The organism is Pantoea dispersa, assembly GCF_035783935.1.
In the GTDB taxonomy this organism is placed as follows: Bacteria; Pseudomonadota; Gammaproteobacteria; order Enterobacterales; family Enterobacteriaceae; genus Pantoea; species Pantoea dispersa_C.
This window is the reverse complement of sequence record NZ_JALKOV010000002.1, coordinates 303459-324755: the sequence shown is the minus strand read 5'-3', so window position 1 is coordinate 324755 and position 21297 is coordinate 303459. Positions and strand designations below refer to the sequence as shown.

At 58.9% G+C, this 21297-nt stretch carries 25 protein-coding genes; 15 read left to right on the top strand and 10 right to left on the bottom strand.

Annotated features, from left to right (window positions below; translation table 11 throughout):
- Positions 1 to 9: 9 nt before the first annotated feature.
- Positions 10 to 978, top strand: a complete 969-nt coding sequence (corA, locus tag MXF20_RS06410; protein ID WP_325968304.1) for a magnesium/cobalt transporter CorA — start codon at positions 10 to 12, stop codon at positions 976 to 978.
- Positions 979 to 1057: 79 nt separating this feature from the next.
- Here corA and MXF20_RS06405 read toward each other — a convergent pair whose 3' ends face one another.
- Entirely contained in the window at positions 1058 to 1792 is a 735-nt protein-coding gene (locus MXF20_RS06405) for an SDR family oxidoreductase (RefSeq protein ID WP_325968303.1), read from the bottom strand.
- Positions 1793 to 1952: 160 nt separating this feature from the next.
- Here MXF20_RS06405 and MXF20_RS06400 point away from each other — a divergent pair, with 160 nt between their 5' ends.
- Positions 1953 to 2885 (top strand): AraC family transcriptional regulator, encoded by a 933-nt coding sequence (locus MXF20_RS06400; protein WP_325968302.1) that lies wholly within the window; start codon positions 1953 to 1955, stop codon positions 2883 to 2885.
- 1 nt (position 2886) lies between these two features.
- Here MXF20_RS06400 and MXF20_RS06395 read toward each other — a convergent pair whose 3' ends face one another.
- The 3 genes from MXF20_RS06395 to MXF20_RS06385 all read right to left on the bottom strand — a co-directional run bounded on the left by MXF20_RS06395 (position 2887) and on the right by MXF20_RS06385 (position 4090).
- Positions 2887 to 3018: a hypothetical protein gene (locus MXF20_RS06395; protein WP_325968300.1), complete on the bottom strand. Its 132-nt coding sequence runs from the start codon at positions 3016 to 3018 to the stop codon at positions 2887 to 2889.
- Positions 3019 to 3047: 29 nt separating this feature from the next.
- On the bottom strand, positions 3048 to 3179 hold the full coding sequence (locus MXF20_RS06390; RefSeq protein ID WP_325968299.1) for a hypothetical protein: 132 nt from the start codon (positions 3177 to 3179) through the stop codon (positions 3048 to 3050).
- 206 nt (positions 3180 to 3385) lie between these two features.
- On the bottom strand, positions 3386 to 4090 hold the full coding sequence (locus tag MXF20_RS06385) for an SDR family oxidoreductase (protein ID WP_325968298.1): 705 nt from the start codon (positions 4088 to 4090) through the stop codon (positions 3386 to 3388).
- A 105-nt stretch (positions 4091 to 4195) separates the two neighbouring features.
- On the opposite strand from MXF20_RS06385, the gene MXF20_RS06380 reads away from it, so the two are divergent.
- From MXF20_RS06380 to MXF20_RS06350, 7 genes are all read left to right on the top strand, one after another.
- Positions 4196 to 5095 (top strand): LysR substrate-binding domain-containing protein, encoded by a 900-nt coding sequence (locus MXF20_RS06380; RefSeq protein ID WP_325968296.1) that lies wholly within the window; start codon positions 4196 to 4198, stop codon positions 5093 to 5095.
- Positions 5096 to 5366: 271 nt separating this feature from the next.
- Positions 5367 to 6554, top strand: a complete 1188-nt coding sequence (locus MXF20_RS06375; RefSeq protein WP_325968294.1) for a M20 family metallopeptidase — start codon at positions 5367 to 5369, stop codon at positions 6552 to 6554.
- A 15-nt stretch (positions 6555 to 6569) separates the two neighbouring features.
- The gene (locus MXF20_RS06370) at positions 6570 to 7418 is read left to right on the top strand and encodes a transporter substrate-binding domain-containing protein (protein WP_418936834.1); all 849 of its coding nucleotides are present in this window, start codon (positions 6570 to 6572) and stop codon (positions 7416 to 7418) included.
- Between the two features lie 12 nt (positions 7419 to 7430).
- Positions 7431 to 8150 carry an ABC transporter permease gene (locus MXF20_RS06365; protein ID WP_058758979.1) on the top strand — a complete coding sequence of 240 codons (720 nt, stop codon included), beginning with the start codon at positions 7431 to 7433 and terminating at the stop codon, positions 8148 to 8150.
- Between the two features lie 9 nt (positions 8151 to 8159).
- Entirely contained in the window at positions 8160 to 8843 is a 684-nt protein-coding gene (locus MXF20_RS06360) for an ABC transporter permease (RefSeq protein ID WP_215481148.1), read from the top strand.
- Complete coding sequence (locus MXF20_RS06355; RefSeq protein WP_215481150.1) at positions 8843 to 9619, top strand: ABC transporter ATP-binding protein; 777 nt, start codon at positions 8843 to 8845, stop codon at positions 9617 to 9619. Before MXF20_RS06360 ends, MXF20_RS06355 begins: the two co-directional genes overlap by 1 nt.
- A gap of 208 nt (positions 9620 to 9827) precedes the next feature.
- A complete protein-coding gene (locus MXF20_RS06350) occupies positions 9828 to 10217 on the top strand; it encodes a response regulator transcription factor (RefSeq protein WP_325968292.1) in 390 nt (129 codons plus the stop codon).
- Here the strand turns inward: MXF20_RS06350 and MXF20_RS06345 are convergent.
- Together MXF20_RS06345 and MXF20_RS06340 are read right to left on the bottom strand one after the other, a co-directional pair.
- The gene (locus tag MXF20_RS06345) at positions 10214 to 10993 is read right to left on the bottom strand and encodes an ABC transporter permease (protein WP_325968291.1); all 780 of its coding nucleotides are present in this window, start codon (positions 10991 to 10993) and stop codon (positions 10214 to 10216) included. The genes MXF20_RS06350 and MXF20_RS06345 overlap by 4 nt on opposite strands.
- Positions 10990 to 11844 (bottom strand): extracellular solute-binding protein, encoded by an 855-nt coding sequence (locus tag MXF20_RS06340; protein ID WP_325968289.1) that lies wholly within the window; start codon positions 11842 to 11844, stop codon positions 10990 to 10992. The genes MXF20_RS06345 and MXF20_RS06340 overlap by 4 nt, the downstream gene beginning before the upstream one ends.
- A gap of 377 nt (positions 11845 to 12221) precedes the next feature.
- On the opposite strand from MXF20_RS06340, the gene MXF20_RS06335 reads away from it, so the two are divergent.
- Both MXF20_RS06335 and ahr read left to right on the top strand, forming a co-directional pair.
- On the top strand, positions 12222 to 12491 hold the full coding sequence (locus MXF20_RS06335) for a hypothetical protein (RefSeq protein ID WP_325968288.1): 270 nt from the start codon (positions 12222 to 12224) through the stop codon (positions 12489 to 12491).
- 123 nt (positions 12492 to 12614) lie between these two features.
- Entirely contained in the window at positions 12615 to 13631 is a 1017-nt protein-coding gene (gene ahr, locus MXF20_RS06330) for an NADPH-dependent aldehyde reductase Ahr (protein ID WP_325968287.1), read from the top strand.
- 80 nt (positions 13632 to 13711) lie between these two features.
- Here the strand turns inward: ahr and MXF20_RS06325 are convergent, their stop codons facing one another.
- Positions 13712 to 15451 (bottom strand): DUF2534 family protein, encoded by a 1740-nt coding sequence (locus MXF20_RS06325; RefSeq protein ID WP_325968286.1) that lies wholly within the window; start codon positions 15449 to 15451, stop codon positions 13712 to 13714.
- A gap of 65 nt (positions 15452 to 15516) precedes the next feature.
- Positions 15517 to 15933, bottom strand: coding sequence for a DUF2946 domain-containing protein (locus tag MXF20_RS06320; protein ID WP_325968284.1), 417 nt, complete (start codon positions 15931 to 15933; stop codon positions 15517 to 15519).
- Between the two features lie 291 nt (positions 15934 to 16224).
- Between MXF20_RS06320 and MXF20_RS06315 the strand changes: the two genes are divergently transcribed.
- Together MXF20_RS06315 and MXF20_RS06310 are read left to right on the top strand one after the other, a co-directional pair.
- Complete coding sequence (locus tag MXF20_RS06315) at positions 16225 to 16446, top strand: type II toxin-antitoxin system Phd/YefM family antitoxin (protein ID WP_088517422.1); 222 nt, start codon at positions 16225 to 16227, stop codon at positions 16444 to 16446.
- The gene (locus MXF20_RS06310) at positions 16443 to 16820 is read left to right on the top strand and encodes a type II toxin-antitoxin system death-on-curing family toxin (RefSeq protein ID WP_325968283.1); all 378 of its coding nucleotides are present in this window, start codon (positions 16443 to 16445) and stop codon (positions 16818 to 16820) included. The genes MXF20_RS06315 and MXF20_RS06310 overlap by 4 nt, the downstream gene beginning before the upstream one ends.
- A gap of 6 nt (positions 16821 to 16826) precedes the next feature.
- Here the strand turns inward: MXF20_RS06310 and glsB are convergent, their stop codons facing one another.
- Entirely contained in the window at positions 16827 to 17750 is a 924-nt protein-coding gene (glsB, locus tag MXF20_RS06305; RefSeq protein WP_325968282.1) for a glutaminase B, read from the bottom strand.
- 297 nt (positions 17751 to 18047) lie between these two features.
- Between glsB and clcA the strand changes: the two genes are divergently transcribed.
- Entirely contained in the window at positions 18048 to 19451 is a 1404-nt protein-coding gene (gene clcA / locus MXF20_RS06300) for a H(+)/Cl(-) exchange transporter ClcA (RefSeq protein ID WP_418936833.1), read from the top strand.
- A 53-nt stretch (positions 19452 to 19504) separates the two neighbouring features.
- Here clcA and MXF20_RS06295 read toward each other — a convergent pair whose 3' ends face one another.
- On the bottom strand, positions 19505 to 20731 hold the full coding sequence (locus MXF20_RS06295) for an MFS transporter (RefSeq protein WP_325968281.1): 1227 nt from the start codon (positions 20729 to 20731) through the stop codon (positions 19505 to 19507).
- A 159-nt stretch (positions 20732 to 20890) separates the two neighbouring features.
- On the opposite strand from MXF20_RS06295, the gene MXF20_RS06290 reads away from it, so the two are divergent.
- Positions 20891 to 21238 carry a helix-turn-helix transcriptional regulator gene (locus MXF20_RS06290; RefSeq protein WP_325968280.1) on the top strand — a complete coding sequence of 116 codons (348 nt, stop codon included), beginning with the start codon at positions 20891 to 20893 and terminating at the stop codon, positions 21236 to 21238.
- Positions 21239 to 21297 lie beyond the last annotated feature (59 nt).

The window sequence follows — 21297 nt, the reverse complement described above, 5'->3', positions numbered from 1 at the left end:
AACGCGAAAATGGTGATTAACTGCGTGGTGTATCGCCACGGCAAACGCGAAGAGCATGTCGAAGTTGATCAAATCAGCGAAGTGCTGAAAGAGGAAAAGTCATTTGTCTGGCTCGGTCTGTATCAACCGGATCCGGCGTTTATGCACACGCTGCAGGAGGAGTTTAGCCTGCATGAGCTGGCGATTGAGGACGCGCTGGTGGCGCATCAGCGGCCCAAAATTGAGCAGTACGGTGAATCGGTATTTATCGTGGTGAAAACCGCGCATATGGAAGATCGCCAGCGCATCAGCTTTGGCGAAACCCACTTTTTCCTTGGTAAAAATTTCCTGATTACCGTGCGTCATGGCTCGGTGGAAGGTTATCAGGCGATCCGCGCCAAAGCCGAAAAAAATCATGCCATGCTGTGTCAGGGGCCGGGCTATGCACTCTACTGCATCCTCGATTTTATCGTCGACAACTACAGCAAAATCACCGAGTCACTAAGCGAACGTATTGCCGATCTGGAAGATGGCATGTTCACTACCCGTTTTGACAGCTTCACGCTGGAAAACGTCTATCACCTGCGGCGCGAACTGCTGTCGCTGCGCAATGCAGCGATGCCGGTGACGGAAATCTGCCCGCAGCTGGTGCGTTTCCATGAAGATATTATTCCGAAGAATCTGCGCGCCTATCTGCGCGATGTGCAGGATCACGCGCACCACGTGATGATTGATGCCGAGGATATGCGCGAAACGCTGGCCAGCGCCATGCAGGTGAATCTGGCGCTGGTGTCAGTGCAGCAGAGTGAGGTGAACAAAAAGCTGGCCGGCTGGGGGGCGATTCTGATTGTGCCGACCATCATCTTTAGTATGTATGGCATGAACTTCTCGGATATGCCCGAGCTGCACAGCCACTTTGGCTATCCGGCGGCGCTGGCGGTCACGCTGGTGATCTGTTGCGTCATGTGGTGGCGGCTGAAAAAAGCCGGCTGGCTATAATCATAACGGCCTCCGCGCCCGTCTGCAGACGCGGTGGCCGGACGCGATTTCAGCCTGAAATCGCCACGCTCCATTAGCCTCAATGCGCGCTGGCAGTAGGGCGCACCGTGATCTCATTGACATCAACTTCGCCAGGCTGATTGATGGCCCAGCTCACCGCCTGCGCAATGGCTTCCGGTTTTAACGCAATCTGTCGATAGCTCTGCATCGCCACGCGCGCGGTCTCGTCGGTGATGGTGTTAGCCAGTTCGGATTCCACCACGCCAGGATTCACCACCGTCACGCGCAGCTGACGCGATTCCTGACGCAGACCGTCCGAAATGGCGCGAACGGCGAATTTTGTGGCGCAGTACACCGCTGCCGTCGGCGATACCGCCAGTGCACCAATCGAGGCGATATTGATGATATGGCCGCTTTGCTGCGCTTCCATCAGCGGCAGCACGGCGGCGATGCCGTACAGTACGCCGCGCACGTTGACGTCGAGCATCTGGTCCCATTCATCGACTTTCAGCGCGCTGAGCGGCGACAGCGGCATCACGCCGGCATTGTTGATCATCACATCAACCCGGCCATACTTGTCGCGGGCAAAATCGGCCAGCTGCTGCGTATCCGCGCGCTGCGTGACGTCGGTGGCCAGATAATCCAGTTGCGCGCCGCTGGCGCGCAGTTCGTCACACAGCACGGCCAGCCGATCGGTGCGGCGTGCGCCCAGCACCAGTTTATGCCCCTGACTGGCCAGCAGGCGCGCTATCGCTTCGCCGATGCCGCTGCTGGCGCCGGTCAGAATAATCACTTTTGCATTGGGATGAGACATGATGTTTTCCTCGTGTTGGTTGACGAGGCTATTGTGGAAAATGCGGGCAAAAGCCAACAGACCGGATTGTGGCGCATCATTGCCTGATTCTCTCGTCATTGTTGTGAGTAAGGAATAAACCTGGTTATGCTTTGCCTGAACCTCTCACCGGAAATCCGTTATGTCGCAAACCGTACAACAGCAAACCTGCGCGCTGCTGCGGCAGCTGGCCCCGCAGGAAGGCTACACCGCTTCACTGCTCGACAGCGTGCGCTTCATGCGTGCCGACCAGCAGTGGGCGCGCACGCCGGTGCTTTATGAGCCGAGCATCATCATTATCTGTCAGGGCTCAAAGCGGGCATTTCTTGCCGACAAAATGTATCGCTACGACGCGCAGCACTATCTGGTGCTGTCGGTGCCGCTGCCGTTTTCCGCTGAGACTGAAGCGACCTCGGCTGAACCGTTGCTGGGGCTGGCGATTCGTCTGGATGCGGCCACGCTGGCGCGGCTGGTGACGCAGGTCGCGGCGGCCGATGTTTCACTGGCGGAGACGCCGGCCAGCATTATTTCGACGCCGCTTAACGAGGCACTGGCAGACAGCACGCTGCGCCTGCTACAGGCATTAAGCGATCCGCTGGAGGCGCAGGTGTTGGGGCCGGCACGGGTGGAAGAGATTTGCTTTCGCGTGCTGCTGGGTGAGCAGGGCGGTGCAGTGCGCGCCGCGCTGACCTATCAGGGGCATTTTGGCCGCATTGCGCGGGCGTTGCAGCGCATTCATGCTGACTGGCGGCAGCCGCTGGATGTGCCGCATCTGGCCAGCGAAGCTGGCATGAGCGTTCCGCGCTTCCATCTGCATTTCAAAAGCGTCACGCAGACCTCGCCGATCCAGTATCTCAAGTCGCTGCGTCTGCATCAGGCGCGTTTGATGATGATTCGCGATAATCTCACCGCCGCCGGCGCGGCCGCACGCGTCGGTTACGAAAGCGACTCGCAGTTCAGTCGTGAATTTAAGCGGATGTTTGGTCGCACGCCGGCTGAAGAAGCGCGGGTGATGAAGCGGGCATTTGCGCTGCTGCCGCCGGAACAGTTACAGGGGCGGCTACAGGCACATTAATTCAGTAAGCGATGGCGATCGTCACTACCACACCAACCCAGAACAACAGGCTGGCAGCCAACGCCAGCTGGCACAGCAACCGGCGGGAAAAATTTAACAGCGCACTAAGGCGCGGAGATAACAGCCATACCATGATGATCCCTCACAATAGCCGATAATGACTTAGCGCAGCCCCATGACGGTGACCACCAGCAGAATCCAGAAAAAAGAACAGCCCGTCAGTAAACACCGCCACACCAGATGACGCTCGGGGGTAAGTAGCGCCGTCAGACGGGTACGAAGAATCGATTGCATAGCGACCTCAAATCAGAAAGTTTTAAAAGAAATATCTGGCAGCTGAGTACAGAAAATTCTGTCAGCGAATAAGAACATTCTGACGTGTTATAAGGTGCAGAAACGACAAGACCAGTCTTGAAAATGCGCTGAAAAAAGCATCAGCAGCGAGGAGGTGGCCGCAGCGGGCAAGGGTGACCACTGCGACCGGCAGGCAAACCCTACGACTAGACGCTGCGCGTGACGCCGCCGTCGACGCGAATATTCTGGCCGGTGATATACGCCGCGCCAGGCGAAGCAAGAAAGGCAATCGTAGCCGCCACTTCTTCTGCGCTGCCGTAACGCTGTAGCGGTACGCTGTCGCGCCGTTGATCCGTTTCCGGCAGGCTATCAATCCAGCCCGGCAGGACGTTATTAATACGAATATTCTTAGCCGCATAGCTGTCGGCAAAGATTTTGCTGAAAGAGGCCAGGCCGGCGCGGAACACCGCCGAAGTCGGGAACATGTCGGTGGGTTCAAACGTCCACGCCGAAGAGATATTAATGATGCTGCCGCCACCCTGTTGCTGCATGATTGGCGTGACCAGGCGCACCGCGCGCACCACATTGAGGAAATAGGTTTCCATTCCCTGCTGCCACGCGTCATCGCTTAATTCGAGGATTGGCGCGCGCGGACCGTGACCGGCGCTGTTGACCAGCACATCGATACGTCCCCAGCGCGCCAGAGTGGCATCCACCAGCTGCTGCAAATCTTCCACTGACTGATTCGAACCGGTAACGCCCAGTCCGCCCAGACGTTGCGCCAGCGCTTCGCCTTTGCCGGATGAGGAGAGAATCGCGACCCTGAAGCCCTCGCTCGCCAGTTTCTCCGCCGCCGCGGCGCCCATTCCGCTGCCTCCGGCAACAATCATCGCTACTTTTTCTACTGTCATGTCCATAACCTCATTAAAGTGAAAAGCATGTAAGGCCAGTATAATGGCGGTACGCTGCAGCAGAGAGTCAGTTCTGCTGCCACTTGACCCCAGGAAAACTACAGGATGAACCAGGGCTTTAAAGCATTGCCGTCGCTGAATGCACTTCGGGTGTTTGAAGCGGTGACGCGGCACCTCAACTTTCGCCTTGCGGCTGAAGAACTCGGTGTGACGCAGGGCGCGGTGGCGCAGCATATTCGCGGTCTGGAGGCCAGTCTTGGCCTGAAACTGTTCGACCGGCTGCCGCGCGCGCTGGCGCTGACCGCTGCCGGGGCGGGCTATGCGGTGCACATTCGTCAGGCGTTCGAGCTGATTGATGAGGCCACGCGCACGCTGCGCCCGGAGCCGGATCGTCTGACGCTGAGCGTAACGCCGACCTTTGCCAGCCGCTGGATGTTGCCGCGTTTACCGGCCTTTACCGCGGCCTGGCCGGATATCGATTTGCGCGTACTGGCTTCCGAGCGGCTGGTGCAGTTCCATCATGAAGGTGTTGACCTCGCCGTGCGCTATGGCCGGCCGCCGTTTGGAAGCGGGCTGGACGCCTCGCTGCTGTTTAGCCAGACGGTGCTGGCGGTGGTCAGCCCGACGCTGCTGGCACAAAATGGCGATGCGGCGCAGCGAGAAAATTGCCTGCGCTACCCGCTGCTGCACGATGGTCATCATCTGTGGCCGGCGTTTCTGGCATTTATGTTTCCCGGCCAGTCGCTGCAGCATCAGCATCATCTGCGCTTTAACCAAACCGCGCTGGCGCTGGAAGCGGCGCTGAGCGGCCAGGGGATAGCACTGACCAGCCCGCACTTTGTACAGAACGATCTGGCCAGCGGCCGGCTGGTTCCCGCCTGGCATCGCGAGATGCCGGTCGATGCCGGCTGGTATCTGGTGGCTCCGCAGCGGCCACGCGCGCAGGCAACGGTGAGCGCGGTCCGCGCGTGGCTACACAGTCAGGTGAAAGAGCACACAGGCTGATGGCGGCGGGCAATGGCGCTTTTATGTTCAATAACGAAATCAGTAAAACTGATGATCCGCGCTGGATTATGAATGTTATGACTGACTGAGCATGCATTTTGCAGGGTTTATCCTGCCTGGGCAGGGTTTTAGAAAAATATCGCGCAAATTCAGCAGTTAAGGGAAGGAATTGTGCGTTGCAATATGACTGGTGCTGTGAATAAATAAAACGCTGAACTTCATAAAAATGCCATAGCGGCCAGGCGACAGCCTGCATAAACGTATTACCCACATGACCGATCATAAAACCATTTTAGCCAGGGATATCAGCGCCAGAAGTGAAAGCATGCAGGCGCACCTCATCGCCATCCGGCGCGACATTCACGCGCATCCGGAGCTCGGTTTCGACACCGTTCGCACCGCAGCCATTGTGGAACAGGAGTTGCTGCGCCTTGGGCTGACGCCGCAAACCGGCGTGGGCCGCACCGGCGTGATGGTAGACATCACCGGTACGCAGCCGGGCAAAACCGTGCTGCTGCGCGCCGATATGGATGCGCTGCCGATTCATGAGCAGACCGGCCTGCCGTTTAGCAGCATCTGGCCAGGTAAAATGCACGCCTGCGGCCACGATATCCACACGGCTACGCTGCTTGGCGTCGCGGCGATCCTCGCAGATCTGCGCAGCCAGCTGCGAGGTACGGTGCGGCTGATTTTTCAGCCGGCGGAAGAGACGCCAGAGAGCGGCGCGCAAGCCATGATTGCTGCCGGCGCAGCGGACGGCATTGATGTGGCGATCACGCTGCACAATAAGCCAGAGCTGGCCGCAGGGGAAATCGCCCTGACGCGCGGTGCCAGCACCGCGTCCAGCGATGAATTCGATCTGGTGATCCACGGCAAATCCACCCACGCCGCCCGGCCGCACATGGGTACCGATCCGATTATTGCCGCCGCCAGTCTGGTGACTCAGCTGCAGACCATTGTGTCGCGCGAGCTCGATCCGGCAAACTCTGCTGTGCTGACGATTGGCCATATCCACGGCGGCACCACCCATAACATCATCTCCGACAGCTGCCTGATCCAGGGCACCATCCGCGCTAAATCACCGCAGGCGCGCGCTCACATGGAAGACGCCTTCCGCCGCATCTGTGCCGGTGTCGCGCTGTCGCTCAATACGCGGATTGAGGTCAACTATCAGCGTGGCGTTCCGCCGCTGATGAACGACGATGCGCTGATTGATGCGCTGGAGCCGATCCTGTCGCACCAGTTCGGCAAGCCGGTGGTGGCAAAACCCAGCAGCAGCTTTGGTGCCGAAGATTTCTCGCTGTTTACCGAGCGTGTACCGGGCTGTCAGATCCACATTGGGTCTGGCGCGCCGGGGCGCGACGACCATCTGCATAACTCCGACTACCAGCCGGACGAACGCAGCATTCACGCTGGCACACAGGCTCTGGCCCGTATAGCGATCGACTTACTCTCCTGATAATAATGAGGTTTTATGATGATGCGTAAAGGGCTGTTCTCCGCCTCCGCGGGCCTGTTGCTGCTGGCCGCGACTGCCGTAGTTCAGGCAAAAGATTTTGGCACGTTAAAATTTGCCACCGAAGCGGCTTATCCGCCGTTTAACCAGTCGACGCCGAGCGGCAAAATTGTCGGCTACGAGCCCGACATGGTGGCCGAGCTGGCGAAACGCGCAGGGTTTAAATATGAAATCGTGGCGCAGAAGTGGTCCGGACTGATCCCCGGCCTCGCCGACGGCAAATATGATGCGGTGGTCGATGCCGTCACCGTGACGCCAAAGCGCGAAGAAGTGGTCGATTTTACCCGTCAGTACACCGTCAGCGTTTCGGGCTTCGTTACGCTGAAGGGCAGCGCGGTGGATACTTTGCCGGGCAACGGTGAAGTAGTGCAGGCCACCGATGAAGCCGGGATGAACAAAGCCATCGACGCGCTGAAAGCGAAGTTCAAAGGCAAAACCATTGCGGTACAGGTGGCGACGATTCAGGCCGATTTCCTCAACAAATACCTCGGTGATGTCGCGACTATCCGTACCTATCAGGCCGGCCCGGAAACCTTCGCCGATCTGCTCATCGGCCGGGTTGATGCGGTCATGGCGTCGCGCACCAACCTCAATGCCTATGTGAAAAAACATGCGGACACGGTCAACAGCACCGGTTATGGCTTTGTGGGCGGCGTGCTGGGCCAGGGGTCAGCGATTGCGATTCGCAAAAACAATCCGGAGCTGAAGGCCGCGCTGGATCAGGCGCTGCTGTCGATGATCAAAGACGGCACGCTGAAGCAACTGTCAGAGAAATGGTTCGGCGAGAACGTCGCGCCTGCGGAGTAATGCTGAGCGCTTATGACTATTGACTGGCAACTGTTAGGGTTTGGTGACGAAGGCTGGGGCGGCGTGCTGCTGGACGCCGCTACCGTCACGGTAACGGTCTCGCTGTGTGCGTGGCTGCTGGGCGCGATGCTCGGCAGCCTGCTGTGCTGGATGCAGATTGGTGGCGGCCGCTGGCAGCAGCGTGTTGCCAGCGGTTACATCACGCTGTTTCGCGGCGTGCCGGAGCTGCTGGTGATCTACCTGTTCTACTTTGGTGGGCGGCAGGTGGTCGGGTTTATCGGTGAAGCCATTGGCCTGCAGGGACCGTTTGACGTCAACGGCTTTGTCGCCGGCGCCATCGCTATCGGGCTGATTTCCGGCGCTTACCAGAGCAGCGTATTTCGCGGTGCGTTTTACGCCATTCCCGCCGGCACGCTGGAAGCCGCTACGGTGACCGGCATGGGCCGCTTTATGCTGTTCCGCCGCATGATTGTGCCGCAGGCGCTGCGCACCGCGCTGCCGGGCATGGGCAATCAGTGGCAATCGGTGATCAAAGAGTCGGCGCTGGTGTCAGTGACCGGGCTGGTGGAGACCATGAACCAGATTTCCACCGCGTCGAATTCCACCCAGATGCCGTTTTTCTTCTACAGCGTGGGCGCCGTGATTTATCTGATCATCACCACCTGTTCGGATTTTTTCTTCCGCTATGTGGAAAAAGTGGCCATGCGCGGGCAACAACGCGCGCGGTTGTAAGGAGCCACGATGGATTTCACCTTTTTACAGCACACGCTGGCGGCACTGCTGCGCGGGCTGCCGCTGACGCTCAATCTGGCGGTCTTGTCGCTGCTGGGCGGCGGGGTACTGGCGCTGCTGCTGAATCTGCTGCGCCAGCATCGCCTCGGCAGTTACGTCACGCGTTTTTACGTCTGGCTGTTTCGCGGTACGCCGCTGCTGATTCAGATCTTCATGATTTACTACGGCCTCGGCAGCCTGCCGGCGGTGCGCGAAAGCGTGCTGTGGCCGCTGCTGCGTGAACCCTACTGGTGCGGTTTGATCGCGCTGATTCTCAACGATGCCGCTTACACCGCTGAAATCCTGCGTGGCGGGCTGAATGCGGTTAGCGTGCAGTCGCTGGAGGCGGCGAAAGTCAGCGGCATGTCACGCTTCACCACGCTGCGGCGCATTACGCTGCCGCTGGCGGTGCGTCAGGCGCTGCCGGCCTACAGTAATGAGATCATCTCGATGATCAAATCCACATCGCTGGTGAGCACCATCAGCCTGATGGAGATGACCGGCATCGCCGACTCCATCGTGTCAGAAACCTTCCGCGCGCTGGAGGTGTTTATCAGCGCAGCGATTATCTATCTGCTGCTGACCGTGTTGGTGAGCAAAGCGGTGGCGCTGCTGGAGCGTCGTTTGTCCCCTTATCATGCTGGAGCACGTTAATGAATAAACCCACTATTGCCCTGAGCCATCTCAGAAAAAGTTATAGCGGGCATGAAGTGCTGCATGACATCAGCCTGACGGCGCAGGATGGCGACGTTATTTCGCTGATCGGCGCCAGCGGCTCCGGTAAAAGTACGCTGCTGCGCTGTATTCCGTTTCTCGAAGTGCCACAGGCCGGTGAAATTACCGTGGGTGATGAAGTGGTCACCATTGATAATCCGGACGAAAAGCTGAGCCGCGAACAGCGCCGCCGCATCAAGCTGATGCGGATGCAGCTCGGTTTTGTGTTTCAGGGATTCAATTTGTGGCCGCACAAAACCGTGCTGCAGAACATCATTGAGGCGCCGATCCATGTGCAGAAGCGCAGCCATCAGGAGGCCGTTGCCGAAGCCGAAGCGCTGCTGCATAAAGTCGGGTTATATGAGAAACGCAACGCGTGGCCGTCGCAGCTCTCCGGTGGGCAGCAACAGCGCGTGGCAATTGCCCGGGCGCTGGCGCAGCAGCCGAAAGCGATATTGTTTGATGAACCGACTTCCGCACTTGATCCGGAGCTGGTGGGCGAAGTGCTGCGCGTGATTCGCAGCCTGGCGGAAGAGGGGCGCACCATGATTATCGTCACGCATGAAATGGGTTTCGCGCGGGACGTGTCCAGCAAAGCGGTGTTTCTGCATCAGGGCAAAATTGAGGAGTCAGGAACGCCGCAGCAGGTGTTTAGCGAACCGATTTCTGCGCGCTGTCGCGCTTTTGTCAGCAGCCACCTGCAACGCAACAGCTAACCAGATTTGTGCCAATGGTGTTCTAAGCCAAATTATGGAAAAATCGCCCTCCCTCAACGGAGGGCTTTTTTATCGGCGCAGGGAGAGTGCTCGTTGCCGCGCACTTCACGTCCATCGATAACCAGCTACCGTCAGGCCTGGATGCTGTTGCGCGACATCGCCGCGACAGAGCCGAAATTTTCCTGATTTTCAACATGCGGAGTACGCGATGGGCGCGAAAGTGTGGTTAGTGGATGATGATGTGTCCGTGCGCGAGTCACTGGGATTTCTGCTGCGGACTGTAGATTATGATGTCGCCGACTTTGCCGACCTGGCATCGTTCGAAACGGCTGCCGCCGGGCAGCAGGCGATAAGCGGCTGTCTGCTGCTGGACGTGCGTCAGCCGGACAACAGTAACCAGAGCTGGCTGGCGCAGCAGGGCGCACGCCATCCGCTGTTGCCGGTAATCATCATGACCGGGCATGACACGCTGGAGGCCTGTCGCCACCTGTTCGCCGGGGGGGCCTTTGCCTTCTTCACCCGGCCGCTGGACATTGAATCACTGCTGCAGACGATTCAGCTGGCAATGCGTGAAAGTGAGCAGCGCGCCCGCCTTTAATGCAGCGCCGTGTTGCCGGGAAGACCGCGCCGGGAAGCCAGCGCACACAGCAGCGGCACCGGCAGGGTAAACAGCAGCAACAGCCACAGCAGTACATACACCGCATCCACTCCGTCGTTTTGCAGATTGTTGTACAGCTGCGCCGGCATACCGTGGGGAAACCAGGCGAAAATCATCACAATGCCGAATTCGCCCATCGCCCGTACCCACGCCAGCGCCGTAGCCGACGCCAGGCCTGGTGCGGCCAGGGGCAGCGCCAGCCGCCAGAAACGCGGCCACGGCGCAGCACCCAGCGTTCGGCCCGCTTCGAGGATCTCCTGCGGCACAGCAAGAAACGCCGCACGTGCGCTGGTGACAAAGTAGGGCAGCGCGCCATACCACTGCGCCAGGATAAAGGCGGCGGGATTGTTCACCAGCGTCCAGCCCAGTTTGCTCAGCAACTGGCCGGGCAAACTGTACGGACCGTACGCGCTGACCAGCAGGATTCCCATCGCCAGCGGCGGCGTCAGCAGCGGAATCATCACCAGCGTTTCCACCAGCCAGCGTATTTTCCCCCGCGCCTGCGACAGCCACCATGCCAGCGGTAAGCCGCTCAGAAAAATCAGCACCAGCGCGATCGCCCCCAGACTGAGCGAAGTGGTGATCGCCGCGCCATCACCCCACGCCAGCCGCAGGTGTTGCCAGTGTGTGACGCCCGTCAGGGTAATAAACGGCACGGCCAGCAGCAGCAGGGCGGGTAGCGACAGCCACAGCGCGGTAGCATGGCGGATTTTCATGGGGTATAAAGCCCATCGCCCTTCGGTGCGGCATAGCCTTGCTGTTTAAACAGCGCCTGGCCTGACTGACTCAGCATGAAATCGACAAAAGCCTGGCCAGCGGCCGTACCGTGCGGCGCGTTCCTCAGCACTGCCGCGTAATAAACCAGCGGCTGGGTGTGCAGCACGTTATCTTTACCCTCGCTGTCTTTGACGCTAAAGCTGACCGTGTCGTACCACTTTGCCGCCATCGCCGGATTGCTGAGGTTGATTTCATCCGGCAGCGCAATGTAAGGCAGATGGGCAGAGATCACTTCGCTTTCATAGCCCGCAGCCGCATCCACCTGACCGCTTTCGAGCCGCGTCAGCAAGCCCCCCTCCAGATGGGTTTGCGCGGGATTCTGGTAACCGCCGAGAATGTGGTCAGCGATGCCGGGCTGCCGGTAATACTTCTGCGCCAGTAACAGGGTGAAAATAATGTTCTGGCCTTTAGGATCGTTGACCGGATCGGTCCGGCCAAATTTCAGACCCGGCGCTGCCAGCAACTGAAGCCAGCGGCCATCGTTGCCTTTGGCGGCGGCAAACTGCGGCGCAAACGGCCCTTTGGGGTTGTAGGCAATCACCATGCTGGTACTGGCCACCGGTACAGCGCGGTCGATCAGCCCGGCGTCTTTCAGGATCTGCATCGGTCCGGGAGTAATAGACACGAACACGTCAGCGGTGATTTTTTTGCTCGCCAGCAGGCGCGCCATGCCGTAAGCCCCCTGGCCCTGACCTTCATACTTACCGTCATGCTGTTGTGCAAATGCCGGGCCCAGTGCCTGATCCATCACTTTTCCCATCGAACCGGCATACGTCACGCGGATATCCATGGCGGCCTGCGCCTGTAAACTCAGTCCGCCGGCGGCAGTGAGTAAAAGTAAGGTAAGCGTCTTTACGCGGAGATTCCTTTTCGCTATATAAATAAGTAGATAGCGATTATCAGAATTCTCCGTTTTAGCGCAAGGTAAAATCTGTTGCGAAATCCTGCGGTCAGGCCAGCGCCGGATTTTAGTGCCATTTCATCGAGCACTAAGAGAAAAAATTCATTTACCGATCCGCGAGCTACCGTAAACGCAGGCGGCCAGCCGTCTGCTGGTGAAATAAGCGGCTATAGTTATCCCAGTTGGATTAATTTGCGTGCCGCTGAGAGTGCACCTTTTCCTCATTTGCCTGGAGCCAGTTAAGTTACTACGTCACGAGGTTCAACGTGTTTGCCGATTTCTCCTGGAAAATCATTCATCAGATCATCAGTCAAACCATCGCTGAGATGGTCGATGAACAGCAAACGCTGGACGTGCTAAGCCTGCGCAGGCGCCTGAGGGAGATGGCGGAAAACGAAACCAATGAGGAGATGGTGCTGTGCTACTGGCAAGCCAGCAAGGTGCTGATGCGCCTGCCGCCCACCGTTACCGCCAGCCAGCTGATAGAAGAGGCACGCCATGCTTTTCGCAGTCCACCCGGTCACGATCCGCTTTAACGTGAAATGCTTTTCTTGCCCCGTTGCGCTTATCCTGCGCTAATTGACTGAAATTTAATCATAATCATGCAATACGCTCTGCTAAACTTTATCGGTCAACAACGCTGAAAACAGAGGACAGTAATGAAAATCAAAAGTTATGCCGCACACAACGCCGGTGACGCGCTGGTACCGTACGAGTACGAAACCGGTCCGCTGGCGGCGGAAGAAGTGCTGGTTGAGGTCGATTACTGCGGTGTGTGCCATTCCGATTTGTCGATGATTGATAACGAGTGGGGCATCTCCTCTTATCCGGTGATTGCCGGTCATGAAGTGATTGGTCGCATCAGCGCACTCGGCGATGCGGCGCAGGATAAAGGACTGAAGGTCGGCCAGCGTGTCGGTATCGGCTGGACAGCCAAAAGCTGCCAGCACTGCGATGCCTGTATCAATGGCGAGCAGGTTAACTGTGAGAACGGTTCAGTGCCGACCATCATGAACAAAGGCGGTTTCGCCAGCCATCTGCGCGCCGACTGGCAGTGGGTGATCCCGCTGCCGGAATCCATGGACATCACCTCGGCCGGTCCGCTGCTGTGTGGCGGCATTACCGTCTTTAAACCGCTGCTGATGCACCATGTAACGGCCACCAGCCGCGTCGGTGTCATCGGGATTGGCGGGCTCGGCCATATGGCAATCAAGCTGCTGCGCGCCATGGGTGCTGAAGTCACGGCGTTCAGCTCCAATGCCAGCAAAACCGAATCCATCAAAGCCATGGGCGCCGATCGCGTGGTCAACAGCCGCGATCCGCAGGCGCTGAACGCGCTGGCCGGGCAGTTTGATTTGATTATCAGCACCGTAGCCGTCGATCTCGACTGGCAGCCGTACTTCCAGGCGCTGGCTCCGCACGGTAAGTTCCACACCGTGGGCGCGGTGATGAAGCCGTTTGAGGTGCCGGCGTTCAGTCTGATTCTGGGCGATCGCGCGGTAACGGGTTCTTCTACCGGTTCCCCGGGCCAGCTGCGTAAGCTGATGCGTCTGGCGTCACGCGCCGATGTGGCACCACAGGTGGAAGAGTTCCCGATGTCAAAAATCAATGACGCGCTGGAGCACGTGCGCGCCGGTAAAGCCAATTACCGCGTGGTGCTGAAGGCCGATTTCTAAGCCGAAATCTGGTGCGGATAACACCCTGACCGATGTCAGGCAAAACGGCGGATAGCGGGATTATCCGCCGTTTTTTTTGTTTATCCCTGCGAATCATCCTTTTCGCCGAGGAAGAAATACCACAGCGGAATCGACATCAGCGCGGTAAACACCGTGGTGTAAAGCGCGATCATAAAGCCCTGCGTCAGGTACATGGTCAGCGACCAGTGGCTGAACGGAATGCCGTACTGATCGATCACGCCGCCGATAATCGCATTACTCATCACCGTGCCCACCACCAGCGCCAGAATGAACAGCCCGCGCAGGTAATAGCGCATCTCCTTGCGTTTCACCGTAAAGCGCGCCCGCACGATGCCGAGCGGCGACTGCTGCGCGGCGAGAATTTCCGCTTCGCTCATCGGTGTGCGCTGCTGTCTGCGCCAGCGCAGTATATCCACCAGCACGAAGGCCAGCAGGCTGACGCCCATCACCGGCAGGGCATAACCGAGCGCCAGCGCCAGCATCAGGCAGACGCCTTTGACATAGTGCGGTAGCGCCAGCCAGCTTGCGCTCAGGGTTTGCGCCGGGCTGGCCTGATCCAGCGCCGGACGGCGCAGCCACCACATGCGATAACCGAGCACAATCATGCTGCACAAACCGAGGCCAAATAGCGCCAGCAGCAGCTGATTAGGCCAGCCGAACAGCACGCCCATGTGCGCATCGACGCCCCAGCGCGTCAGTTTTGCCACCAGCGGGAAGCGATCAAACCACACGTGATCGACAATCGCGAAGCTGTGCGGATTCACCGAGACCGCATCCACCTGCGTGGGCCAGCTGCGATCAATCTCGCTGACCGTCCAGGCTTTGCCCTCGCTCTTCGGCTGGCGCAGCTCCACTTTGGCCGCGCGGATGCCATCCTGACGCGCTGCATCCAGCACGCGATCCCAGTCAGCGTCGGCGGCATTTGCCGGCAGCGACTTCGCCGGCTGCGCCGCCGGTTTCGCCATTGACGACATCGGCATGCTGGTCATGTCCATATCCGGCATACTGCGGTGATCGGCGTGGGGATCGGCCGGCGCGGCGGGTACATCACCGCTGAGTGCCGTATTCACCTGCGGCGTCAGCCAGTTGAGTTCGCTGCGCATCTTATCGATATTGCTGCCTGCCCATTGTGACCAGGTGAGGCCGGTAACGGAGAAGAACAGCAGCCCGAGCAGCAGCGTCAGCCCGAGCGTGATGTGCCAGTGCCGGGTGAAGGCAACCCCCTTACGCACGGTTTTCAGCCGGCGTTTTGGCCGCGTGCCCAGCCACAGCACGACGCCGCCGAGCGCAGCCACCCACAGCCAGCTCGCCGCCAGTTCGCTGTAGTTGCGACCAAAGTCGCCGAGCAACAGGCTGCTGTGCAGCAGATCGAGCGTGGTGCGCAGCGGCAATACGCCGCTGGTGCCGTACACCGTCATATCGCCGGTCACTTTCAGGCTGTAGGGATCGATAAATACCGCGCGAGACTGTGATGGGCCGAGCGTGGCGTCACTGAACTGAACGCGCGTAGTATCGCTGGCAGCAGGTGCCGGACGAACCGCATAAATATGCTGATTTTCGCCCGCATAGGCGCGTGCCGCGGCGATCTGGGCAGACAACGGTTGTGCATTGCCCTGCGGGTGCGCGGTGAGCGCATCGGCATAGATCAGATTTTCCAGCTGCGGCGTCAGCACATAGAGCGTGCCGCTGAGCGCCGCCACAAAGATGAACGGCGCAACAAACAGGCCAATGTAAAAATGTAAGCGGCGTAGCAGATTAAGCACCGCGCCGCGCGGTGCTGCAGAGTGAACAGCAGACAAAGCCGTCTTCCTTCCGATAAGAGAATGTCAGGGCACAGCGCAGGCGTTGTACCGATTAATGAGATTCAGCAGGAAAGTAAAGCCGGTGGCGCGCGCGGACGATGCGTGACGCTGAAGCGGCGCGGCCGGGGGGCCACCAGCGGCGGCAGCGGCGGGGCGCGGGAAATCACCAGCATCAGCCAGATAAACGGGATAAACACCCACATCATCAGCGGCACATGCACCAGCAAATCACAATAGCCGCAGGCAAATTCGCCGTCGTCCATGTTGTGATGCATCATGCCTGGCATCGCCATCTCCATCGGCATATCGTGATGGTGCATGGGCATGGCAGATGAAGGGCTGTGCGACGCCACGGGTTCAATGCGCGTTTGTCGCTCCAGCAGCGTTTTCGACACAATCGGCGCGACGAACAGCAGCAGCACCGCCACAATGGCGACGCAGGCGGTCAGGCGCTGGCGAAAGTGATAGGAAAACGTCATGGCAAATACTGAGTGCTTCAACAAATGAGGCCGAAGTGTAACGCGATTGCCGCACAAGGGTTAATAAAAGTGAGGCTGGTAGCGACAAAATTCGCACCTTTTGAAAAGGGTCACTTAACGTGGTGCGTTTGTTAACTTAATTGCAACCTGATGAGTACATTAGAGAAACACTCTAAGCTGTATAGCGAGATCTGACTGTCAGCAACGATGTGCTGCAATTAACAGTGTTTTCTATTGTTGTTGCAACAGTGTGGAACCTGTACTATTGACCTGTACAAGTCGGAGGCAGTTATGAATAAATTTACCTATACCAGCGCGCGTGAGAATTTCTCTCAGGTGCTTGACCAGGCCATTGCGGGCGAAGCTGTGGAAATCACACGTCGCAGCGGCGATTCTGCCGTCGTCATTAGCAAAGCGCATTTTGATGCCTATCGTAAAGCTGCGCTTGATGCAGAGTTTGCCGAACTGATCGGGGAGTTTGATGCCTCAAATCAGGCGCTGGCCGATAGATGAATCATGTTTCAGCCGATGAAGTCATTGCCCTTCACGATTATGTGTTGAGACGTTATGCCGGTGTTAAGGGAATGCAGGATCCGGGCCGTGCGGAAGCCATCGTTACCCGAGTCATTAATCGACAGTTTTATGAAGGTGTGCAGGATGTATACGAGCTTGCTGCAACCTACTGGGTTGCTATTTCTCGTGGTCACATTTTTGCTGACGCTAACAAACGGACTTCTCTCAACGTCACAATGCTGTTCCTGAAACGCAACGGTGTAAAGGTGCATGATCGGCCAGAGTTAGTTGAACTGACCGTTATGGCTGCCACAGGTGAAGCGGGCATTGACGATCTTGCCCGCGCATTGCGCTCATTCTTTAGCGCTCACTAACCCACATCAAAATATCGATCGCCCCAGCCGATCGGTGAGTTTCTCCAGCATAGCGGTGCCGGCCAGCGAGTTACCGGAATGATCCAGTGCCGGTGACCAGACCGCAATACTCATCTCGCCGGGAATCACTGCGACAATCCCGCCGCCGACGCCGGATTTAGCCGGCATGCCCACGCGCCAGGCAAACTCACCGGCACCGTCGTACATGCCGCTGGTCATCATCAATGCGTTCACCTGCCGCGCCTGGCGTGCAGAGATCACCGCCCACTCATCATCCAGCGTGCGGCCGTGACTGGCGAGATAGAGAAACGTGCGCGCCAGTTCGCTGCAGCTCATCGCCAGCGAGCAGTAATGAAAGTAGGTTTCCATCACTTTACTGACATCATTATGAAAGTTGCCGAACGACTTCATCAGCCAGGCAATGGCGGCGTTACGCGCCGAGTGCTCATATTCGGAGCGCGCGACCACACGGTCATACTGAATGTCCGGCTGCTGTGCCAGACGCCGCACAAACTCCAGCATGCGCTGGCGCGGCGCGGTGAGCCGGCTTTCGAGCAAATCGCACATCACCAGCGCACCGGCGTTAATGAACGGATTGCGCGGCTTTCCCTGTTCCAGTTCAAGCTGCACCAGTGAATTGAATGCCTGGCCGGATGGCTCTTTGCCGACGCGCTGCCAAATCTCGGCGTCCTCGTACAGCGTCAGCGCGACGGTGAGCGATAGCACTTTGGAGATAGACTGGATGGAGAAGCGCGTGCCCGCATCGCCGGCCTGATAGCTGCGGCCATCGGCGGTGGCAATGGCGATGCCCAGCTGATCGGGATCTACGCCCGCCAGCGCCGGGATATAATCTGCCACCTTGCCCTGGCGGGTGAGTGGGCGAACGTCCGTGATAATCTCTTCCAGCAATGCATTACTGAGTTCCGACACCTTGTGGCTCCGGGGTGACTAATCCTGGCGCGATCATGGTGATTTGCCACCGGCGCGTCAATCCGTCGCGCAAAATTCTGTGAGCCTGCTGCGACGAGCGTGCGTAAGCGTGAAGGTTTTCTGCCCGATTATGGCTGCAACTGACAGCACGGCATATCGTCCCAATAGCGCATGTACCATGCCAGGTAAAATAATGTTGCGAATGATTGAGTTACCGGTCAGGCAATTTTGGTTATGCTATGCCCGACTTCTTGCCGGCGCAGCCAATGCGCTCAACCGTTGTAAATAAGGATGCCGATGTCTGCCTTACCTGATGCCACCGAGCCTGCCAACGCGATGCGCGCCGGGCGCTTTATGCTGCTGCAAAAACTGCTGCGGCGCGATAAAACTCCGCTGGCATTGCTGCTGCTGGCCGCGCTGGTCGGTATCCTCACCGGGCTGGTGGGTGTGGCTTTCGATCGCGCGGTCAATTTTATTCTCCACCTGCGGCTTGGCTGGCTGACAGAGCGCTCGGGTAACATGGCCATAACGTTACTGAGCGCATTTTTTATCTCGGCGCTGCTGGGCGGCATCGGCTATTTCCTGGTGCGGCGCTTTGCACCGGAGGCGGGGGGCTCGGGCATTCCGGAAATTGAGGGCGCGCTGGAAGAGCTGCGTCCGGTGCGCTGGTGGCGCGTGCTGCCGGTTAAATTTATCGGCGGTATGGGCGCGCTGGGTTCCGGCATGGTGCTGGGACGCGAAGGTCCGACGGTTCAGATTGGCGGCAATATCGGCGGTATGTGCCTCGATCTGTTTCGCGTGCGCGATTCGGAATCGCGTCATACGCTGCTGGCGACCGGTGCCGCGGCGGGGCTTTCGGCGGCGTTCAACGCGCCGCTGGCCGGCATTTTGTTCATTATCGAAGAGATGCGCCCGCAGTTTCGCTATAGCCTGATATCGATTAAAGCGGTGTTTGTCGGCGTGATCATGTCGAGCATTGTCTTTCGTGTGCTCAACGGTAACGAAGCCATCATTAATATCGGCCAGCTGCGTGATGCGCCTACCGGGACGCTGTGGCTTTATCTGCTGCTGGGCGTGCTGTTTGGCGGTTGCGGCGTGGCGTTCAACCGGCTGATATTTGTTGCGCAGGACCAGTTTCAGCGCCTGCACCTCGGACGTACCGGGCGCTGGGTGCTGTTCGGTAGCCTGCTGGCCGGACTGTGCGGGGTGCTGGGTTTACTGCTGCCGCAGGCGGTGAGCGGCGGAACGACGCTGATTCCGGATTTCGCTACCGGGCACTATGGCGCGCTGGCGCTGTTTGCTCTCTTCGCGCTGCGCACGCTGGTCACCATTTGCTGCTTCTCTTCCGGCGCGCCGGGCGGCATTTTCGCGCCCATGCTGACGCTGGGCACGCTGCTGGGCACCTGCTTTGGTCAGCTGAGCGCCGACTTGTTCCCGCATTATCAACTGGAAGCCGCCACCTTTGCCGTCGCCGGAATGGGCGCGCTGTTCGCCGCCTCGGTGCGTGCGCCGCTCACCGGCATTGTGCTGGTGCTGGAGATGACCAATAACTATCAACTGATTTTGCCGATGATCATCACCTGCCTGGGCGCGACGCTGGCGGCGCAGTTCTTTGGTGGTAAACCGCTCTATTCCTCAATTCTGGCACGCACCCTGGCGAAAGCACAGCTCAGTGACCGCGCCAGCGCCCGGACGGAATAGACGTTTTTCTGTCTTATCGAAGTGCGACTCAAGCCGGGTGGAAAGATATCACCTCACGCCCGGCTTTTAACCCATCTGATGCGCTGGCTGAGGCTCCACAGCATCAGTGCGGCGAGGGCAATGCTGCCGAGCACGGCGAAAGCGACCTGATAAGACCAGGCGGCGGCGATGCTGCCGGTCAGCGCCGGGCTGCATGCCGCGCCGACGCCCTGCATCAGCATGACAAAACTCTGGCCGGCATTAGTGTGGCCGCTGCCTTCAAGCACGCTGACGATATAGCCTGGCACCGCTACGCCCAGCAGTCCGGCGGCGAGACCATCAAGGATTTGCACCGGCACCATCGCATAGGTGCCGTCGAACATTGAGGCGATGCCGGCACGCACTGGCAGCACCACCAGCGCGAGGGTAATCAGCAGCGGAAAACCGAGGCGGTTCGCGTTTCGGGCGGCGAATAACGCCACGGGAATCATCACACACTGCGAAATCACCACCGTGGCGGCGGTATAAACGCCCGGGCTCAGCTGTCCGCTGTGGGTTGCTGCCGCGCGAATCCCCAGCATCGGTAACAGCGCGGCATTGCCGAGGTGAAACAGCAGCAGCGTCAGGCCGGTTATCAGCAGCACCGGGTTACGCAGCAGGGCAGAGAAGCCGGGAAGCTCTGCGGCCTGATGTCCGGCACCGCCGCGCGCCGCGCGGTCATCGATAGCGTCACGCTGGATGGCTGCTACGGCAAAGCAGGCGCACAGCGCCATGGCGGTCATCAGGATGAAAACCGCATCGGTGCCCCACAACCAGACGGCGAAGCCCGCAAACAGCGCGGCGGTCATGTTGCCGCCGTGATTGAACGCCTCGTTCTTGCCCATCTGCTGGCTGAACCCCTGAGAGCCGGTCAGGCCAAGAGTGACACCGGTCAGTAGCGGGGCGATGAGCGCGGCCGCCAGGCCGGTGACCACCTGCGAGCCAACCACCACGCCGCCATAGGGAAACCACCACAGCATCAGGGTGGCCAGCGTAATTAACAGCGAGGCCACAATCAGCAGCCCTTTTTTATGGTGCGTCGCATCGGTTGCGAGGCCCGCAGGCAGAGTGGCCAGCAGGCCGGCTAAGCCGCCGGCGGTCATCGCCCAGCCGATATCGTCCGCTCTCCAGCCATGCTCGGTAAGAAAGATCCCCAGGAAAGGGCCAAGTCCATCCCGTACATCGGCCATAAAAAAGTTAACCAGACACAACGCCTGGAGAGACCGCAAGGCAGCGGGATGCGCTATCGGGTTTGCATTCATGTTGTGATGAAAAAAGAGTGGAGGATGCTGACAAGCATAGAGCAGCAATGTGACATCGTAAATTAGCGTAGCGCGATTGTCGCACCGCTCGTACTGCGCTATACATCGCCCGCCGACTCAAGGATAATTCGCTGTCTTAAGCCCATACAGAGATAAGCAATGCTGGAAAATCACCCGTCGCGTGAGGCCATCAGGCTGGAGAATGTGCTGGCCGCGTTGGGCAACCCGATGCGCCTGGCGGTCATCGCCCTGCTGGCGGAAGAGGGCGAGCGCAGCTGCGGCACGCTGCTGCAGGGCGTATCCAAATCAACGCTGACCCATCACTGGCGGGTACTGCGTGACAGCGGCGTGATCTGGCAAAAACCGTCTGGCCGCGAAAATTTGCTGTCGCTGCGCCGCGACGACCTGGATGCACGTTTCCCCGGCCTGCTGGATGCCCTGCTGCGTGCCGCTGTCGACGATGCTGTAACGCGTCAGGCTTTGCAGGCGTTTTATCGCACAGAGTAACCCTTTCATTTCATCCGCCGCGGCTGCATTTGCAACAGCCCGGCGACAGGCGCTGCTGC

Excerpts from the sequence above, each read along its gene's own strand:
- clcA (WP_418936833.1), top strand. The coding sequence starts at position 18,048 with ATGTCTGCCTTACCTGATGCCACCGAGCCTGCCAACGCGATGCGCGCC.
- MXF20_RS06290 (WP_325968280.1), top strand. The coding sequence starts at position 20,891 with ATGCTGGAAAATCACCCGTCGCGTGAGGCCATCAGGCTGGAGAATGTG.
- MXF20_RS06345 (WP_325968291.1), bottom strand. The coding sequence starts at position 10,993 with ATGAAAATCCGCCATGCTACCGCGCTGTGGCTGTCGCTACCCGCCCTG.
- MXF20_RS06310 (WP_325968283.1), top strand. The coding sequence starts at position 16,443 with ATGAATCATGTTTCAGCCGATGAAGTCATTGCCCTTCACGATTATGTG.
- MXF20_RS06390 (WP_325968299.1), bottom strand. The coding sequence starts at position 3,179 with ATGCAATCGATTCTTCGTACCCGTCTGACGGCGCTACTTACCCCCGAG.
- MXF20_RS06340 (WP_325968289.1), bottom strand. The coding sequence starts at position 11,844 with ATGGATATCCGCGTGACGTATGCCGGTTCGATGGGAAAAGTGATGGAT.
- MXF20_RS06360 (WP_215481148.1), top strand. The coding sequence starts at position 8,160 with ATGGATTTCACCTTTTTACAGCACACGCTGGCGGCACTGCTGCGCGGG.
- MXF20_RS06405 (WP_325968303.1), bottom strand. The coding sequence starts at position 1,792 with ATGTCTCATCCCAATGCAAAAGTGATTATTCTGACCGGCGCCAGCAGC.
- corA (WP_325968304.1), top strand. The coding sequence starts at position 10 with ATGGTGATTAACTGCGTGGTGTATCGCCACGGCAAACGCGAAGAGCAT.
- MXF20_RS06350 (WP_325968292.1), top strand. The coding sequence starts at position 9,828 with ATGGGCGCGAAAGTGTGGTTAGTGGATGATGATGTGTCCGTGCGCGAG.
- ahr (WP_325968287.1), top strand. The coding sequence starts at position 12,615 with ATGAAAATCAAAAGTTATGCCGCACACAACGCCGGTGACGCGCTGGTA.
- MXF20_RS06375 (WP_325968294.1), top strand. The coding sequence starts at position 5,367 with ATGACCGATCATAAAACCATTTTAGCCAGGGATATCAGCGCCAGAAGT.
- MXF20_RS06315 (WP_088517422.1), top strand. The coding sequence starts at position 16,225 with ATGAATAAATTTACCTATACCAGCGCGCGTGAGAATTTCTCTCAGGTG.
- MXF20_RS06320 (WP_325968284.1), bottom strand. The coding sequence starts at position 15,933 with ATGACGTTTTCCTATCACTTTCGCCAGCGCCTGACCGCCTGCGTCGCC.
- MXF20_RS06365 (WP_058758979.1), top strand. The coding sequence starts at position 7,431 with ATGACTATTGACTGGCAACTGTTAGGGTTTGGTGACGAAGGCTGGGGC.
- MXF20_RS06400 (WP_325968302.1), top strand. The coding sequence starts at position 1,953 with ATGTCGCAAACCGTACAACAGCAAACCTGCGCGCTGCTGCGGCAGCTG.
- MXF20_RS06395 (WP_325968300.1), bottom strand. The coding sequence starts at position 3,018 with ATGGTATGGCTGTTATCTCCGCGCCTTAGTGCGCTGTTAAATTTTTCC.
- MXF20_RS06385 (WP_325968298.1), bottom strand. The coding sequence starts at position 4,090 with ATGACAGTAGAAAAAGTAGCGATGATTGTTGCCGGAGGCAGCGGAATG.
- MXF20_RS06295 (WP_325968281.1), bottom strand. The coding sequence starts at position 20,731 with ATGAATGCAAACCCGATAGCGCATCCCGCTGCCTTGCGGTCTCTCCAG.
- MXF20_RS06355 (WP_215481150.1), top strand. The coding sequence starts at position 8,843 with ATGAATAAACCCACTATTGCCCTGAGCCATCTCAGAAAAAGTTATAGC.
- MXF20_RS06380 (WP_325968296.1), top strand. The coding sequence starts at position 4,196 with ATGAACCAGGGCTTTAAAGCATTGCCGTCGCTGAATGCACTTCGGGTG.
- MXF20_RS06370 (WP_418936834.1), top strand. The coding sequence starts at position 6,570 with ATGATGATGCGTAAAGGGCTGTTCTCCGCCTCCGCGGGCCTGTTGCTG.